10 protein-coding genes are annotated in these 18455 nt (G+C 62.9%); 2 read left to right on the top strand and 8 right to left on the bottom strand.

Annotated features, from left to right (window positions below):
* Positions 1 to 157 precede the first annotated feature (157 nt).
* Complete coding sequence (gene mobA, locus C0V82_RS02335; protein WP_102110958.1) at positions 158 to 829, top strand: molybdenum cofactor guanylyltransferase MobA; 672 nt, start codon at positions 158 to 160, stop codon at positions 827 to 829.
* On the opposite strand, the gene C0V82_RS02330 is transcribed toward mobA, so the two are convergent.
* The 8 genes from C0V82_RS02330 to C0V82_RS26690 form a co-directional block, all read right to left on the bottom strand.
* Positions 807 to 3248, bottom strand: coding sequence for an ABC transporter permease (locus C0V82_RS02330; protein ID WP_158659685.1), 2442 nt, complete (start codon positions 3246 to 3248; stop codon positions 807 to 809). The genes mobA and C0V82_RS02330 overlap by 23 nt on opposite strands.
* 11 nt (positions 3249 to 3259) lie before the next feature.
* Positions 3260 to 5701 (bottom strand): ABC transporter permease, encoded by a 2442-nt coding sequence (locus C0V82_RS02325; protein ID WP_102110956.1) that lies wholly within the window; start codon positions 5699 to 5701, stop codon positions 3260 to 3262.
* A gap of 30 nt (positions 5702 to 5731) precedes the next feature.
* On the bottom strand, positions 5732 to 8200 hold the full coding sequence (locus C0V82_RS02320) for an ABC transporter permease (RefSeq protein ID WP_158659684.1): 2469 nt from the start codon (positions 8198 to 8200) through the stop codon (positions 5732 to 5734).
* A 33-nt stretch (positions 8201 to 8233) separates the two neighbouring features.
* A complete protein-coding gene (locus C0V82_RS02315; protein WP_102110954.1) occupies positions 8234 to 10726 on the bottom strand; it encodes an ABC transporter permease in 2493 nt (830 codons plus the stop codon).
* Between the two features lie 84 nt (positions 10727 to 10810).
* Positions 10811 to 13294 (bottom strand): ABC transporter permease, encoded by a 2484-nt coding sequence (locus tag C0V82_RS02310; protein WP_102110953.1) that lies wholly within the window; start codon positions 13292 to 13294, stop codon positions 10811 to 10813.
* A gap of 141 nt (positions 13295 to 13435) precedes the next feature.
* Entirely contained in the window at positions 13436 to 14116 is a 681-nt protein-coding gene (locus C0V82_RS02305) for an ABC transporter ATP-binding protein (protein WP_102110952.1), read from the bottom strand.
* 71 nt (positions 14117 to 14187) lie between these two features.
* Positions 14188 to 15450 (bottom strand): efflux RND transporter periplasmic adaptor subunit, encoded by a 1263-nt coding sequence (locus tag C0V82_RS02300; protein WP_158659683.1) that lies wholly within the window; start codon positions 15448 to 15450, stop codon positions 14188 to 14190.
* A 32-nt stretch (positions 15451 to 15482) separates the two neighbouring features.
* Positions 15483 to 15626, bottom strand: coding sequence for a hypothetical protein (locus C0V82_RS26690; RefSeq protein ID WP_158659682.1), 144 nt, complete (start codon positions 15624 to 15626; stop codon positions 15483 to 15485).
* A gap of 315 nt (positions 15627 to 15941) precedes the next feature.
* Between C0V82_RS26690 and C0V82_RS02295 the strand changes: the two genes are divergently transcribed.
* The gene (locus C0V82_RS02295; RefSeq protein WP_158659681.1) at positions 15942 to 18455 is read left to right on the top strand and encodes a flagellin N-terminal helical domain-containing protein; all 2514 of its coding nucleotides are present in this window, start codon (positions 15942 to 15944) and stop codon (positions 18453 to 18455) included.

Raw genomic sequence — 18455 nt, 5'->3', positions numbered from 1 at the left:
CAAACGGGCTACGCCGAAGGCGCCATGACCCTAACGCATTCGAGGCATGAATGCATGCCGCAAAATTAGAGCGAGTTGCAATGCGATACATCTCAGATTTGTTACCGATCATTGTGTCTGACACCATGAATGCGCGTATAGAAACGGAAGTCATTCCATGAGGGGTAGCGCGCCAGAAACACAAGAGATTGTCCGACTGCCCGTTGCCATTATCCTGGCGGGCGGATGGTCCAGCCGCATGGGCGGTGGCGACAAGGGGTTGCGGCTGCTGGCTGGTATCCCGCTGCTGGGCCATATCATGGCACAGGCGAGGTTGTGGAGTGATGCTGTCCTGCTGTCCGCCAATGATGACCCGGGTCGTTTCAGCGATGTGCCGGGGTTAGGGTCCCTGACCGTGGTGACGGACAATGTGCCGGACCGGCCAGGACCGCTGGCCGGGATATTGGCGGCCATGGACTGGACCGCCACACATCGGCCAGACAGTACACATATCCTGTGCGTACCCTGTGACACGCCCTTTCTGCCTGCCAATCTTTATCCCGCACTGGCGGCTGCATTGGCCGGTGGCGGAGGGACGGTGGCCATGGCCGTGGGGCCGGATGGCGTTCGGCACCCGACCGTCGCCCTGTGGCCCGTCAGCCTGCGCGAGGACCTACGCACCGCCTTGCGGGACGAGGGGCTGCGCAAGGTTGGGGTCTTTGCCGCCCGGCATGGGCGGGTCGATGTCCCCTTCCCTGCCGGACCGGACGGCATCGACCCGTTTTTCAACATCAATGGCCCGGACGATCTGGCCATGGCTGAAGGGTTTATTCGTAGCGCAGGGCCTTGACCGGCTTTTCCACGGCCACGCGTGCCGCATGTCCGGCCACAGTGGCCCAGGCGATCACCATGGCCCCCAGACCAGCGGCCAGGAACAGCAGCGGGTCCAGGTCCACGCGATAGGCGAAGCCCTGCAGCCAGCGGTTCAGTCCGTACCAGGCGACGGGCCAGGCGATCAGGTTGGCGATCAGTACGGGGCGGGAGAATTGCCAGACCAGCAGCCGCACCAATTGCAGGACGGACGCGCCCAGCACTTTGCGGATGCCGATCTCCTTCGTCCGCCGTTCGGCGGTAAAGCTGGCCAGTCCGAACAGGCCCAGGCAGGCGATGATCACGGCCAGCCCCGCGAAGGCCGCGAACAGCTTGCCCTGGCGGATATCGTCGGCATAAAGCAGCTCCACCCGTTCATCCAGGAAATGCCGACGCGCCGGCACATCGGGCACCATCTCCCGCCACAGGCTGTCGATGCGGTTCAAGGTGGCAGATACGTCGCCCGGACGGATGCGAACCATCAGCACCCGCGCCTCCGACGGTTCCGCGTGATAGATGGTGGCAACCGTGCTGTTGCGGGCGGATTTATACTGAAGGTCGGTGACGACGCCGACTACCTGCAAGGTGATGTCGCCTTCATCCTGCGGGAAATTGATGGTGCGGCCGATGGCCTCTGCCGGGCTGCCCCAGCCGAACTGCTGTACCGCGGTCGCGGAGATGATGGTGGCGGCGGCCCGCCCCTCCAGCCTGCTGCCTTCGGGGACGAATTTCGCCTCATCGGCGCCGCGTGCCTTGTCGAAGCTGCGGCCCGCCAGCATGGTGGCGCCCAGCGTTTCGAAATAGCCGAAATCCACCGGCTCGGTGCGAACCGTCATCGTCTCGTTCCGGTCGCCCGTGATGACACCGTAGGTGGAGGTACGTTCGGACGGGTCGGACGGGGCCCATGGCGCACCCGCCACCGACACCACCGCCGGATCGGCCAGCAGCCGCGTCTTGAAGGTTTCCAGCTTGGACCGCGCGGCTTCATACTCAAATCCGCGCAACAGGACGACATTCTCCTTGTCGAAGCCCAGTTCCTGGCTGCTGGCATAGCGGGTCTGTTGCAGCACGACGAGCGTGCCCACTGTCAGGCCGATGGCCACCGCGAACTGTGCCACCACCAGGGCTGCGCGCAACCGCCCGCCACCGACACCGGCGGATTTGTTAGAGCGCAGAACCTGTGCCGGACGGAAACCCGACAGGACGAAGGCCGGATAAAGCCCGCCCAGCAGGCCCAGCAGCACCGACAGGCCCAGCGTGATGGCCCCCAGCAGGCCCATGGCATGGAAGGCCGGGTCCATCTTGATCCCCAGGGCCGACTGGAACGGGTCCAGACCCAGTTCCACCACGGCCATGGCCAGCAGACCGGCCAGCAGGGTTAGCAGCAGGCTTTCGCCCAGGAACTGCAAGATGATCAGGCGGCGGGGTGCGCCCAGCGTCTTGCGCAGGGCCACTTCCCGCGCCCGCATGGTGGCCCGCGCCGTTGCGAGATTGACGAAATTGATGGCCGCAATGGCCATGATCAACACTGCCAGCGCGATTAGGCCGGTGATCACCGCCATGCTGGTGCCGATGCCGCCGGGCAGCGGATGGGTACGAATGTCCAGCAGCGGCTGCAGGCTGAGTTCGGCGCGGTAGCCACCATCATCCTGCGGGTTGGCGCTCGGGCGCACACGGGCCATAAAGCCCTTCAGATCAGTCTTCAACCGCTCAACATCGGCACCGGGCGCCAGCCGCAGATAGATGTGCAGCCAGTTGCTGCCCCAGTTCTCCCGCTGCCGTTCCAGGAAGGGCAACGGCGTGGCGATGGAGACCAGTGCCTCCACCTCGTCCGTCACGTTGGAGGGCGGGTCCTGGATAACGCCCGTGACCGTCAGCGTGCGGCCATCGATCAGGGTTACGGTGCGGCCCACCGCCTCCTGTGCCCCGAAAATCTTGGTGGCCAGCGCCTGGGTCAGGACGGTGCTGTTGGGCTGCGACAGGGCCGTGCGCGGATCACCCGACAGGAACGGCCAGTCGAACAGCCGCAGATAATCGACATCCACGGCATGAAAGCTGACATAGAGGCTTTCATCGCCCCGGCGCACAATCTCCCGCGTGCGCCCGAAACGGACGACCGTTTCGATCTCGGAGAATTCCTGTTTCAGGGCTGCTGCCGTGGGCATGGACATGGCGGCATGGGTTGCGGGCGGGCGACCCGGCAGATATTCAGTGCGAACGACGCGCAGCGTCTTGTCCGCATCGGTGAACAGGCTGTTGTACGACAGTTCATGGCGCACAAAGACCGTGATCAGCAGGGCCGCCGCCAGTCCGGCGGCCAGCCCCAGCACATTGATGCTGGTATAAAGCTTGTGGCGCAGCAGGTTGCGCAACGCCACCATGATCCAGTTCTTCAGCATATCCACCCCCCCTATTCGTACCGCAGCGCGCGAACCGGCTTTTCCGCCGCCACCCGCGCCGCATGGCCCGCGACCGTGGCCCAGGCGATGATCAAGGCCCCCAGCCCCGCCGCCACGAACAGCAGCGGGTCAAGCGCCACACGATAGGCAAACCCCTCCAGCCAGCGGCTGAGCCCAAACCAGGCCAGCGGCCAGGCGACCAGATTGGCGATCAGCACGGGGCGCGAGAACTGCCAGACCAGCAGGCGCACAAGGTCCCCGACGCTGGCACCCAGCACCTTCCGGATCCCGATCTCCTTGGTCCGGCGTTCGGCGGTGAAACTGGCCAGACCGAACAGGCCCAGGCAGGCGATGATCACGGCCAGCCCCGCGAAGGCCGCAAACAATTTGCCCTGCCGGACATCCAGCGCGTAAAGCTGCTCGATCCGTTCATCCAGGAACTGCCGGCGTATCGGTACCTCGGGCACCATCTCCCGCCACAGCGCATCGATGCGGTTCAGCACGGCGGGTGCGGCATCAGGCTTGATCCGCACCATCAGGGTGCCGATCTGGCCCTGGTCGATCTGATAGACGGACGCAACGGTGCGGTCGCGCGCCGTGCGGTATTGCAGATCATCGACGACGCCGACGATGGTCAGGGTCACATCGCCCTCATCCTGTGGATAGAGCAATGTCCGGCCAATGGCGTCCTGCGGACTGGCCCAGCCCAGCTGTCGCACCGCCGACAGGGACAGCAGGGCGGACGCGGTGCGGCCCTCCATCCGCTGTCCCGATGGTACATCGGCGGCGGCTTCGGCCCCGTATTTCTCATCAAAGGTGCGGCCAGCCAGCAGGCGGGCACCCAGCGCTTCGAAATAGCCGTAATCGACATTGTCGGTGCGGATGGTGACGCTGACATTCTGTCCGTCATCGGTGCGGCGATAGGCGCTGGTGGTTTCGGCCCCATCCGACGGAACCCAGGGGGCACCCGCCACCGCAATCACGCCGGGATCAGCCAGCAGCCGCTGCTTCAGCGCCGCCAGTTTCGGCTTCACGGCCTTGTTGTCGGCCCCGCGCAGCAGGACGACATTATCCTTGTCGAAACCTAATTGCTGACTGCTGGCATAACGCGCCTGTTGCAGCACGACCAGGGTGCCGACGGTCAGCGCGATGGCCACGGCAAACTGTGCCACCACCAGGATGGTGCGCAGCCGCCCGCTGCCCGCATTGCCCTTGCTGTTGCCGCGCAAGACATGGGCGGGCCGGAAGCCCGAAAGGACCAGGGCCGGATAGAGGCCGCCCAGAATACCCAGCGCGAAGGACAGGGCGGCCACGATGACGGCCATGGCCCAAAGCTCACGATAGGCGGGATCGATGGAGACCGACATCGCATCCTGAAACAAAGGCAGCGTCACCTCCACCAAAGCCAGGGCCATCAGGCCCGACAGGAAGGTCAGCAGCAGGCTTTCCCCCAGGAATTGCAGGACCAGCAGCCGGCGCGGCGCGCCCAGCGCCTTGCGCATCGCCACCTCCCGCGCCCGCATGCTGGCCCGCGCCGTCGCCAGATTGACGAAATTCACCGCGGCGATGGCCAGGATGACGGCGGCCAGCGCCGTCAGGCTGGTGATAACGGCCATGCTGGTCCCCTCGTCATCAGATAAGGGGGCGGTATGGACGTCGCGCAGTTTCTGAAGTGTCAGGACATTGCGGTCACCCTGGCCTTCATCCTCCACCGCGTTGGGATTGTTCCGGCGCACGAAGTCGGGCAAGGCCGCCTCCAGCCGGGCCACATCGGTGCCAGGGGCGAGGCGGACATAGGTGTCGATCCAGTTCCAGTTCCAATGATCCCGCGCCCGGTCGATGGAGGGCAGCGGTGTGGAGAGGGCGATCAGCGCTTCGGGTTTGTGGGTGACATTGACGGGCGGATTTTCGATCACGCCCGTCACGCGCAGGGTGATGCCGGACCCTAGCTCGATGGTCCGATCCAGGACATTGGTGGTGCCGAACAGCTTTTCCGCCGTCGCCACCGTCAGGACGGCGCTGTTGGGCTGTGTCAGGGCCGATGCCGGATCACCGGCCAGAAAGCGCCAGTCGAAAATGTCGAAATAGTCAGGATCGACGGCGGAGAACAGTTGGTAAAGGCTGTCCCCGTCCCGGCGCACCACTTCGCGCACGCGGGCCACACGGACCGCCTGTACCACCTCCGGGAAGCTCTGTTTCAGGGCGGGGGCCAGGGGGATGGCCTGCGACGCCGTCGGCTCCGGCGCGCGGCCATTGATCAGCAGGATGCGGTTGAGGCGCCATGTACTGTCGACATTGGCGAACCGGTCATTGAACGACAGCTCATGCCGGACAAACACGGCAATCAGCAAGGCCGCCGCCAACCCCGCCGTCAGCCCCAGGACATTGATCGCCGTATAAAGCCGGTGACGCATGAGGTTGCGCACCGCCACCATCAGCCAGTTCCTTACCATGCCCCACCTTCCAATCCTGACGTTGATCTATTACTCGTGCCGCAGCGCCTTGATGGGCGGGGCCATGGCGGTGGTGGCGGCGTGGCCGGCGACGGTGACCCAGGCGATGATCAGTGCCGTCAGACCCGCCGCTACGAAATAGGCCGGCGACAGGTCCACACGCTGTTCGAACCCGTCCAACCAGCCGCGCAGCAGCCACCAGGCGATGGGCCAGGCGACGAGGTTGGCGATCATGACGGGGCGGGAGAATTGCCAGACCAGCAGGGCCACGATCTGTGCCACCGTGGCACCGAACACCTTACGCAGGCCGATCTCCTTGGTCCGCCGCCGGGCCGCAAAGCCGGACAGGCCATAGAGACCCAGGCAGGCGACCAGAATGGCAAGGCCGGAGAAGGCGGCGAAGACGGTGGCCTGCACCCGCTCCTCATTATACTGGGCGGCGATCATGTCCTCGACAAAGGCGGCGTTGAAAGGCCGGTCATTGATCATGCGGGCCCAGAGCGACTGCACCTGCGACAGCAGCGCCGACGGGTCGCGCCCATCGAAACGGATGGACAGCGTGTCGAACTGGCGTTCGGCCTGGAATATTACGGTCGGCTGTATCCCGTATTTCAGGGACCGGAACCGGATATCCGGGATGACGCCGACGATGGTGAGGTCGAAAGGTGCGTTGCCCAACGTCTTGGTCTTCAGGACACGGCCCAGCGCATCGGCATTGGTGGCGAAGCCCAGCAGGCGGGCCGCCGCCTCGTTGATCATGGCCGTGGCCTGACCCGTTTCGCCCTCTGCCGGCGGGCGGATCAGATCGGTGCCGAAGGAGGGGTTGAAGACGCGGCCGGCCACGGGGGCGACCTTGTACAGTTCCATGAACCCGTCACCCAGGCTCTGGTAATTCAACACCTGCCCCTTCTCACCGGAGCCTTCCAGCGTGAAGATCATGTTGTTTTCGTTATTGTCGGTCGGCACGTCGGAGGACAGGGCGACCGCCGTCACGCCGGGCAGGCGGCGCACCTGTTCCATCACGGCTTCCCGCGTCGACTGGAACCCCGCCCCGCCCAGGTTGCGCAGGGCCAGCACATGCTGCCGGTCAAAACCCAGTTCGGCATTGGTGGCGAAAATGGTCTGGCGATAGACGACCAGGGTGATGATCGACAGGCCGATGGCCACCGCGAACTGCATCACCACCAGCAATTGCCGCAGCCGCGCGCCACCGCCATCGGCGGCGTCTTCACCCTTCAGGATGCGGGCCGGCTGGAACCCCGACAGATACAGCGCCGGATAGGCACCCCCCAGCAGGGTGACCAGCAGCGACAGGCCCAGCAGCGCCGACAGGAACAGCGGGTCCAGCAGCGGGATCGACAGGTCCTTGCCCGTCACGCCATTGAACGCCGGTAGGGCCAGTTCCATCAGGCCCAACGCCACCAGGATGGATAGCACCACCATCACCGACCCTTCGGTCAGGAACTGTGCCACCAGGGAGCGGCGGCGTGCGCCAAGTACCTTGCGCACCGCCACCTCCCGCCCGCGCAGGGAGGAACGGGCGATAGCCATGTTGGTGAAGTTCACGCAGCCCAGCGCCAGGATCAGCAGGGCCACCATGGAGAGGGCCGTCACCAGACCGGCATCGCCCGCTGGCTTCATGTCGCCGATATCGCCGGCCTGCTGTTTGGCGTGCAGGCGGATATCGCGGATGGGCATGAAATGCTGGCGCGTGCTGTCAGAGGTGCGGACATTGTTGTTTTTGTTGGGGATCATCCGGTCGATGAAGGCGGCATTGTCGTCGGCCAGCCGGGCGATGTCATTGGTGCTGCGGAGCTTCAGATAGGTGAAGACGTTCACCGAGGTCCAGGTGTCCAGGACCTGGGGAAAGGCGGCCAGACGCTGCGGCACCACGGGGGCCAGCATCTCCACCTTGAGATGCGTGTTGAGCGGCAGGTCGGCGATCACCGCCGTGACACGGTGGTCATACCGGTCGGGACCGATACAGCAGATGGTCAGGGTGCGACCGATGGGATCGGCGTCGCCGAAATATTTGCGCGCCGCACTTTGCGTCAACACCAGCGATGACGGGTCCGACAGGGCCGTTGCCGCATCACCTTCCAGGAATTTCAGGCCGAAAATGGCAAGGGCCGCCGGGTCCGTATAGGTCACGGTCTGCGGAATGACGGTACCGTCGCGCAGGATGGAGGTATCATAGGGGAACATGCGGGCCGCCACCTCCACCTGTTCGGGATAGGCGGTGGTGAGGGCCTCCATCATTTTGCCCGCCGAGCGGACGGTATTGAAGGGGGCGCGGCCCGGTATCTCATAGCTGGTATGGACACGCACGATGCGGTCGGCATCGGGCACCCAGGCGTCATAGGACAGTTCGTCCCGGACATGCAGCATAATCATCAGGCAACTGGCCAGACCCACGGCCAGACCGATGACATTGATGGCCGTGTACAGCTTGTGCCGCAGCAGATTACGGATGGCCACCAGGACCCAGTTCTTCAGCATGATATCGCCCTCCCCACTCAATCCCTTGAAATGTCACTCGTAACGCAATGCCTTCACCGGCTTTGCCTGTGCCACGCGGGCCGCATGCAGGCCGACCGTCACCCAGGCGATGGCCAGCGCCACTGATCCGGCGCCTAAGAACAGCAGCGGGTTCAGGTCGATCCGGTAGGTGAAATCCGACAGCCAGCGGTCCATGCAGAACCAGGCCACGGGCCAGGCGATGAGGTTTGCCACCAGCACCGGCTTGGAGAACTGCCAGACCAGCAGGCGGACAATGTCCGGCACACTGGCGCCCAGCACCTTGCGCAGGCCGATCTCCTTGGTCCGGCGTTCGGCAGTGAAGCTGGCCAGACCATAGAGACCCAGGCAGGAGATGAAGATCGCCAGCCCGGCAAAGGTCGCGAACATCTGCGAGGTCTTCTGTTCGCGCTGATACTGGTTGGCGATGTTGATATCGAAGAAGCTGCGCTCGATCGGGCGGTCGGGAACCAGTTCGGCCCAGACGCGGTCAATCTTGTCCACCACCGCCTGCATCTGCCCGGCCTTGGCGCGCACGGCCATGGCATGGTGGCGACCTTCGTCGCTGATATACATGACAGCGCGGATCGGTTCATGGACGGAGCGGTAGTGGAAATCCGCCACCACGCCGATGACAGTACCCATCAGGAAGGTGGTCATGTTGTCCATGATCTTCACCTGCTGACCCAGCGCTGCCGCCGGGCTTTCATAGCCAAGGGCCTTCACGGCACTTTCATTCAGCACGACACCCATGGGCAGCAGCAGTTCCTTGGTGCTCTCCGGCGGCGGCTGGTTCTGTTTCATCCAATCCGGACGTTGCACCAGATCGGTGGGCCGGGTCTGGTCGAAGGCGCGACCGGCAATCATGCGCATGCCCAAGGCTTCAAAGAAGCCGGGGCCGACACTGTCCTGGCGCATGACATGGTTTTCGGGCTTGGTCCCGGTCAGCGGCGTGATCATGGTGTTGTTTTCGCCGCCATCGCCCGGAATATGGCCCGCCACGCCCACACCGGCCACATTGGGATCGGCGCGCAGCATGTCGATGAAGGTCTGCGTCTTCTCCCGCACGCCTTCATCCTGGAAATGCCCGATGATCACGACATTTTCGGTGTCGTAGCCCAGGTTCTTATGCTGGGCATAAATAAACTGACCATAGACGACCGAGGTGGCCACCATCAGCGCGATGGAGATGGCGAACTGCACCACCACCAGCACCGCGCGCAGCCGGCCGGACCCGCCACTGGTGCCGCCGGACGCGCTTTTCATGGTCTGGGCCGGATTGAAGGAGGAGAGCAGGAAGGCCGGATAAGCCCCGCCGCCCACACCGACCAGCAGCGCCAACCCGATCAGCATCGGCAACAGCATTGAATCCCGCGCGAAATCGAGCGTCAGTTCCTTACCCAGGAAAGAACTGAATCCGGGAAGCGCGATTTCAACCAGTGCAATAGCCACAATCAGCGCCAACGCTGCCATAAACAGGCTTTCGCCCAGGAACTGCGTCACCAACTGTGTCCGGCTGGCGCCCACCACCTTGCGCACGCTGACCTCCCGCGCCCGCTGGGTGGCGCGCGCGGTGGCGAGGTTCATGAAATTGATGCAGGCGATAATCAGCACCAGGAACGCGACCGCCGTGAAGGTGGTCAATTCCGCCCGGCTGATACCCGGCGTCACATCGCCCGCCGTCGGATCAGTATGGATGCTGGTCAGGGGGCGCAGATCCGGGAAGGCCAGGGCAGAGAGATCGATCGGGCCGCTCGGCGTCTGGATCGGCGTGAAGGTACGCTTGACCCAATCCGGGATACCGGCCAGCAACGGCGCCACCGACGCACCCGGCTTGAGGCGCAGATAGGTCTGGCCCTGTGTGTTGCCCCAGTTCTTTTCCTGGTCGATCATCCAGGTCCCGGCAGGATGACCCATGGGCAGCAGAATGCCGAAATCCAGATGCGTGTTGGCCGGCAGGCTGGCGACCACCGCCGTGACCTTCAATGCGTGCTTATGGTCCAGGCTCAACGTCTGGCCCAGGGCCGGCGTATCGCCGAAATATTTCCGCGCCATCTCTTCGGTCAGGACCACCGAATAGGGATCGGTCAGTGCCGTCGCAGCATCCCCCGCCAGCAGCGGGAAATCGAAGATTTGCAGGAAGGTGGGATCGACCGTGAAGGTCCATTCATAGAATTGCCGGTCACCCGTGGAGATGATGGCGCGGCTTTGGATGAAGCGGGTGAAATCCTGCACATCTGGATGTGCATTTTTAAAGGCGGGACCAAAACCCATCTGGGTATAGGCTCCGCGCTCAGGCTTGCGGCCGGGCACCCGCCATTCCAGCGTCACCTGATAGATGCGGTCGGCATCCTTGAAGAACCGGTCATAGCCCGTCTCGTTGCGCACGAACAGCAGGATCAACAGGCACGCGGCCAGCCCCACGGCCAGGCCTGACAGGTTCAATATGGCGTGCAGACGGTGACGCATCAGCGTGCGCAGAGCCACCATGATCCAGTTGCGAAGCATTTCTACCCCCTCTTGGTAGCCCCATCCCTGAAACAGGAAATCCTTGCGGATCCGGTCCCCACCGGACCCGCAAGGGGTAGTCGCTCACTCGTATCGCAGCGCCGTCACCGGCTTGGCCTGGGCCACGCGGGCCGCGTGCAGGCCGACGGTGGCCCACGCGATCAGCAGCGCCACCGCACCGGCCGACACAAACAGCAGCGGGTTCAGGTCGATGCGGAAGCTGAAGCCATTCAGCCACTGATCCATGAAGTACCAGGCCACGGGCCAGGCAATCAGGTTTGCCACCAGAACCGGCTTGGAGAACTGCCAGACCAGCAGGCGGACAATGTCCATCACGCTGGCGCCCAGCACCTTGCGCAGGCCGATCTCCTTGGTCCGGCGTTCGGCCGTGAAGCTGGCCAGACCGAACAGGCCCAAGCAGGCGATCAGGATGGCGAGACCCGAGAAGGCGGCGAACATCTGCGAGGTCTTGGCCTCCCGCACATACTGGGCCTGGATACGGTCATCCAGGAATTCGCGGTTCAGCGGACGGTTCGGGAACATGTCGCGCCACACCCGCTCGATCTCCACCAGGGTCTTCTGCACGTTGCCGGGCTTCAGACGGACCAGCACGTCGGAGAAACGGTCGCGGTTGATGACGAACAGGGCCGGCGGGATCGGGTCATGGACGGAACGGAAGTGGAAATCCGCCACGACACCGATGATGGTCAGCTTGTTCGTGCCATCATCATCGGCCCCGACCTCAAACTGCTTGCCGATGGCATCCTCGTTGCTGGCGAAGCCCAGACGCTTTACGGCAGCCTCATTGATCATGACAGAGCCGGCATAGGTGCGGGCCGCCGTGTCACCAGCCGGCACCTGTGCCGGGTCAGCCAGGGGCGGCAACTGGTCAGCGGGGCGGTTGCGGTCGAATTCACGACCAGCCACCAGTTGCAGGCCCAGCGCCTTCACGAAGTCCCAATCAACACCACCCTGACGCAGGACCAGCATCTGATCCGGGTTGGCGCCCGGCAGGCGGACATTGGTGTTGTTCTCACTGCCATCGCCGGGGGTGCTGCTGCTGCCGGCCGCTGCGACAACCCCATCCAGCTTGGCCAGCGCCTCTACCAGCGTCTGCTGACGGGCCTGATCGACGGAACGCGGGAAGCCGCGCAGGACCAGGGTGTTTTCCTTCTCGAACCCCAGATTCTTGTTCTGGGCATAGAGAAGCTGACCATAGACCACGGAGGTGGCGACCATCAGGGAGATGGAGATGGCGAACTGCACCACCACCAGCGCCATGCGCAGCCGGCCCGAACCACCGCCGACACCGGACGATGCGCCCTTCAGCACGCGGGCCGGATTGAAACCCGACAGGAAGAAGGCCGGATAGGCACCGCCCGCGACACCCACCACCAGCGCCAGCCCCAGCAGGGCCGGACCCAGCAGCGGATCGGTGAACAGGTTGAAGCTCAGCTTTTTGTCCAGGAAGGCGGAATAGGCCGGCAGGGCCAGTTCGACCAAGGCGATGGACAGAACCAGACCGATCACGGTCAACAGCAGCGATTCACCGATGAACTGCATGATGATCTGGCTGCGGGACGCCCCCACCACCTTGCGTACGCTGACCTCGCGGGCGCGCTGGGTGGCCCGCGCCGTGGCCAGGTTCATGAAGTTGATCGAGGCAATGGCCAGGACCAGGGCCGCCACCGCCGCGAAGGTGATGATCTCCGCATAAGACGTGGCCGGACGCATAGAGGTCATCACCGGGTCGGTATGGATGTCCTTCAGATTGCGCAGGCGCGGCGTGAAGATCTCACCCAGCACGACATTGCCGGTGGGGGAATTCAGCGTCGGGGCCGTATTCTTGAACCAGGCGGGCATCCGGTCGCTCAGCGCCTTGCCATCCACACCGGGCTTCAGGCGGACATAGGTTTCGCAGCAGACGGCACCCCAGTTGGTCTCGATACCACGCATGGCCTGGGCCACCGCCGCATAGGGGCGGATGATGTCCAGATCGAAATGCGTGTTGGACGGCATGTCGGGGATGACGCCCGTCACCTTGGCCGGGGCCGAACCGTCAATATCCAGGGTCTGGCCCAGCGGGTCCTGATCCTTGAAATATTTGCGCGCCATGCTTTCGGTCAGGACGATGCTGTTGGGATCGTCCAGGGCCGCCATGCGGTCGCCGCGCAGGAAGGTGAAGTCGAAAATCCGGAAAAAGTCGGGGTCCACGGCGCGGGCGGTTTCAGAGAAGCTTTCGCCGCCCTGCTTGATGACGACGCTGTTCTGGATCACCCGGGCCGTCATCTCCACTTCCGGCAACCCTTCCTTCATGGCGGCGGCCAGGGGCAGCATGGAGGCAGCGAAATGATCCACCTGACGGCCCGGCAACTGGGCCCGGAACGCCACCTGATAGATGCGGTCATTGTCGGTGAAGAAGCGATCGTAGGACGTCTCGTTGCGCACGAATAGCAGGATCAGGACGCAGGTCGCCAGACCCACGGCCAGACCCGTGACGTTGATCGCCGAATAAAGCTTGTGTTTCAGCAGGTTGCGCAGGGCAACCATCAGATAGTTCTTCAACATGGCAGATCCCCCCGGGGTCTTGCAGGCGCCTCAAGCGCCGGCGCTGCCATCCGGCAGCTTGGCTCACGGCACCATGGGGTGCCGCGGCGGCGGTCGCCGCCGTGACAGGTCCCGACAAGCTGGACTTATCGGGAAGTGTCCTCAGGCCGCGCGCAGGTTCTCGGCCACGACCTGTCCGTCGAACAGGTTGATGATGCGCGTCGCATACTGGGCGTGCGGCATGGAGTGGGTGACCATAACGATGGTCGTGCCTTCGGCATTCAGGTCGGTCAGCATGCGCATGACCTCGTCGCCATTGGCGCTGTCCAGGTTACCGGTCGGTTCGTCCGCCAGCAGCATCTTGGGCTTGGCGACGACGGCGCGGGCGATGGCCACACGCTGCTGCTGACCACCGGACAGCTGCTGCGGCAGGTGGCTTTCGCGATGGCCGATATTCACCTTCTCCAGGGCGGCCTTCACGCGTTCCTTGCGTTCACGCGCCGGGATGTCGTGATAGAGCAGGGCGAGTTCGACATTCTCGAACACCGTCAGCTCGTCGATCAGGTTAAAGCTCTGGAAGATGAAACCGATATTCTTCTTGCGGATATCGGCCAGCTTGCGCTCCCCGTACTTCGACACTTCCTCGCCATTGAACCAGTACTGGCCGCTGCTGGGCGTATCCAGCATGCCGACAATGTTCAGCAGCGAGGACTTGCCGCAGCCCGACGGACCCATGATGGCGACAAACTCGCCGTCACGAACATGGATGTTCACCGAATTCAGCGCCGTGGTTTCCACTTCCTCGGTGCGGTAGGCCTTGACCAGATCGACCAGCTTCAACATTCCCTTGTTCCTTCCTGTAAGACTTCGTTTGCCGTCAAACGCCGGGCGCCGCCATCCGGCGGCACCAAGCCTCAATTCAACTGGATACGGTCCATGCGGATCATGTCGCCATAGGCTGACGTGACCACCCGTTCACCCTTGTCCAGACCGCTTTTCACCTCGATCACCTGGGCATTGCGGCGGCCCAACTGCACAGAGCGCTTGGTGGCGTATTTGCCGTCGGAACCGACGACGAACAGCCAGGCCCCGCCCGTATCCTGATAGAAGGCACCGTTGGGGATCAGCAGCGCCGTGGTCGTGTCACCCAGCTTCAGACGCAGTTGCAGGCTCTGACCCGGACGGATGTCCTTGGGCGCCTCGCTGGCGAATTCCAGTTCGACCTTGAACTGACCATCGCGCACCTGCGGGAATATCTTGGCCACGCGCAGCATGTAAGTGCCGGACCCGATGGCGGCTTCCGCCGTCTGGCCTGTGGCCAGACGCGGCAGGTAGAATTCATCGACCTGCGCCACCACCTTGAACCCGTCCATCCGGTCGATGCGGCCCAGACGCTCACCGCGCGTCTTGTTCTGGCCGACTTCGGCCTCCAGCGAGGTCAGCTGGCCGTCGACCGGCGCCTTGACGATCAGGTTGTCCAGGTTGCGGCGGGCAAATTCCAGGTTCTCCTGCAATTTCCCGGTGCTCTCCTTCAGCTTGCCGAACTGTTCATCGCGCAGGCGGTCGGTGACGGTCTGTGTCTCCTTCAGGACCTCGCGGCGGCGCTGAAGGTAGGTATATTCGTCCTGGGCCTCGTCATACTGCGCCTGACTGATGGCCTTGGTCTTGATCAGTTCGGCGCGGCGGTCCAGCGTGCGCTTCAACTGCACCAGCTTGTATTCCACCTCCACCAGCGCCTGGCGGTTGTTGAGGCGGGAGACCTCCAGGTTCAGTTCCACCGTGCGCAGTTGGTTCAGCTGCTCGATCACCTGCGCTTCACGGCTGATCACCTCCAGCTGCAAGTCGGTATTGGTCAGTTCCAGCAAGGGCTGGCCCGCCTTCACGAACTGCCCGGCCTCGGCGAAGCGGCGTTCCACACGGCCACCCTCAACACTGTCCAGGAAGATGCTGGTCAGCGGTTCAACCGAACCGCGCACGGGGATGAAATCCTCAAACTGGCCCTGATTGACGGTGGAGACGATCAGGCGATCTTCCGCCACGCGCACCGTCTGCCCACCCGTACCACCGAAAGCCATATAAAGGCCGCCGGCCCCCACCAGCAGGGCGATGGCCGCCCCGGCAATGGCCTTCTTGTGCTTCTGGAGACCCGTCTTCTCGATCCGGCGATCCATCGCCATGATGCCCACTCCCTACCCTTGTTTGGTGCCGGTCAGGCCAGCCAGTTGATCAGCACGGCCAGCATCAGGCCGGCGAGCCAGAGGTCCGGATTAACGCTGACAACCGCGTCCTCCACCCGGTCCATCAGGTCCGTTCCTTCAGTGATCAATTCCAACTGCTGCTGCGCCTGACGCATGATCAATCCCCATCCCTTGCCGTCGGTCCCGTCGCCGGCGTTTCGGGTTTCTACTGGCAAGGGGCGTGCCAATAAGAATTTTGTTTATTTTCAATGTATTGTTCGATTTGTGCGATTGTTCGGAAACGAACAGTGTCCGATTTCGGACAGGGCGCGACCTAAAGACGGACACTGGACAAACTACCACCTTCTAGGTAGACATATGTGGTTAACGTTGATGGGAAAAAGTCTCGCGCCGTTGACACCGGTTTTCAGCACCAATGAAAGCCGGAGGGGCAAAAAGTCGGCCAAAGGCGGGCACGGAAGATGGGGCAAATGTCGGTCAATATGCCGGCATCATTGCGCAGCACGATATCGATGCTGCAAACCCTTACGGCTGACCGCGAAACGTCCCTTTCCCGCTTGGGCAGCGGGCTGAAAATCAATACATCTATCCAGGGACCGCAGCAGTTTTTCGCGTCGCGCGGGCTGAACCAGCGTGCGGGTGATCTCGACGGACTGAAATCCGGAATGGCGCAAGCCATTTCAACCGTGCAGGCGGCCAGTGCCGGCGTTACGTCGGTCAAGGGCCTGCTGGATCAGGCGCGGGGCCTGACCACGGTGACGCTGGCTACCCTGGATAACACCCCGTCGGCCATATCCATGCGACGTGAACTGGCCGAACAATTTGACGGTATCCTGCGGCAGATCGACAAGTTTGTGTCAGACAGTTCCTATGGCGGCAAGAACCTGCTGATGTCCCGCCCCCCCAGCTTCGCCGCCACCGACAAAAGCGTGAGCAATGTCGGCAATATCACCGGCATTGGAAAAGCCGCGATCAGCAGCGTGACATCGGCCAACGGCTATCGTGTGTCTGTTAGCGGCAATGGCGCGATTTCCACCGACGCGACCGACCTGTTGCGGGTGCAGGACACAATCGGTCTGGCACAGTTGAATCTCTCCGGTCTCAACAGCACGACCGAAGGCCGATTTGACGATATCAAGTTCGAACTCTACGGCAAGCCCGGAAGGGATGCAAAGCTGGTCGTGCTGGACGGGGATGAAAGCTGGACAACCAGCTACAGCCAATCTGAACTGAAGGCCTTGGCAGAGTCCGGCAACAAACTGGCCGTCAGCCACAGCTTCAACTCCGGAGCGCAGCTCAATCTGTTGATTGACGGCAAAATGATGGCGCAAGCGCTTGATGCAAGCGGGGTCAAAAAAGCCAGCCTTACCCGCGATGTCGACCTGAGCATCAGCGTGACCAATAACGAGGGGGTGACGCTGGAGCGCAGTGCCGCTACGCAGGATACTTCGATGCGTCTTCAGGCCGGAGAGAACAGCTTCCGGTTTCCGGCTGGCACTGTCCGCCTAGAGATCGACCCGAAGACTATCCAGGGCGCAGCAGAGACGAGCGGGGGGATTACCGGTGACCTGGGGTCACTGACGGGCGCCATTGAGCTTGGTCGTCCGACAACCGAAGATCTGGCGGATACCGCCGTCAAGCTGGAGGTCGCCCGATCAGGCTTCGGTGCCGGTGCCGTGGCTTTCAATCAATATACCAGCGTTGGCGGCGGTGCACAGACGTGGTCGCAGCTCAATGCAAATCATGGAATTGTGACAATCGGGGGCAATAATCCGCTGGCCAGCAAAGGTGAAATCGTTGTTGCACCCGGTGCCCTGGCCGGGAAGACAGCCAATGCGGTGTTTCTTTATAACCGTAGTGCCGGTAGCGGAGGCCTGACCACGATCGCCGATGGCGATTTCGACGCTGGTGAGTTCGCCAACCCCTACACCGAGGGTTGGCAGCAAAGTGCACAATTATCCCTGACCTATGGCGCGGTATCGAACGGGCGCCGTACGGTAAGCATCACGGACGGACTAGGCGGAAGCTTCAACGGCACCGTGGCCGATAAAGGCGATGGTCAGCCCGTGGTTATCCGCCTTGCGGGCGGCGTCAATGACGGCGCCACCATCGGCCTGTTTAACAAGAGTGGCGGCGCCGGCAGCCGCTTTATCGATGTCCATGTGGGGCTGAACAGCTACGCTGTGGCCGATGACGCCACTACGGCTGCTGCCAGCAGCTTCGACAGTCTGGCTGGATGGTCGGGGATCGGTACCGACAGCAATATCAGCGTCTCCATCGGTGCCAGCAACAGCGGGGGCCTGGGCCTGCGGGCCGTGTCCGTCACACATACGGCCATGGATGGCAGCATCGGCGTGACCGACAATCTGACCATCGGCAATGCCGCGGGACCGACAGGCTTTACATTATCAAGCGGCGCCCAAATCCAGTTCGATGCAAGCACAGGCGCCAACAATTATTCGTGGCGCGTCGCCGCCATGAACAGCACGGCCAGCCGGGCCGCAGAACTGACAGTACGCAGCATCTCTTTGGGGGAGAAAGCCACCATGACGACCGACCAAGTCAGTGTTGGCACCGCGGAGAACGACCTTACGGTCAACCTGAACGCCAATGGCAGCAGTGCTTTGGAAATCAAGGCCGTCAATCTTGGCAGCGGGCCGCTGGGGCTTGGCATCGACAATGCGGCCAATGGCTGGCGCGATCGCAGCGATGTGAACCTTGCCATCAACGACTTGGAGCGCGCCAATATCCGTCTGATGTCTTCCTTGCGCAGCCTGGATGTGAATATGGACATCCTGAAAACCCGGGCCGACTTCACCAGTGAGTTTTCCGAGGTGCTGCGGGATGGGTCGCGCAAGCTGGTCGTTGCCGATGAAAATAATGAAAGCGTTAAGGTCCTGACCGCCGACCTTCGCCGCCAGTTGGCAACAACCATGGTCAGCCTGATGACACAGCAGCAGCAACGTATCCTCAGCCTGTTCTGA

This window comes from Niveispirillum cyanobacteriorum (genome assembly GCF_002868735.1).
GTDB lineage: Bacteria > Pseudomonadota > Alphaproteobacteria > Azospirillales > Azospirillaceae > Niveispirillum > Niveispirillum cyanobacteriorum.
This window is presented reverse-complemented; position numbering and strand designations above follow the sequence as displayed.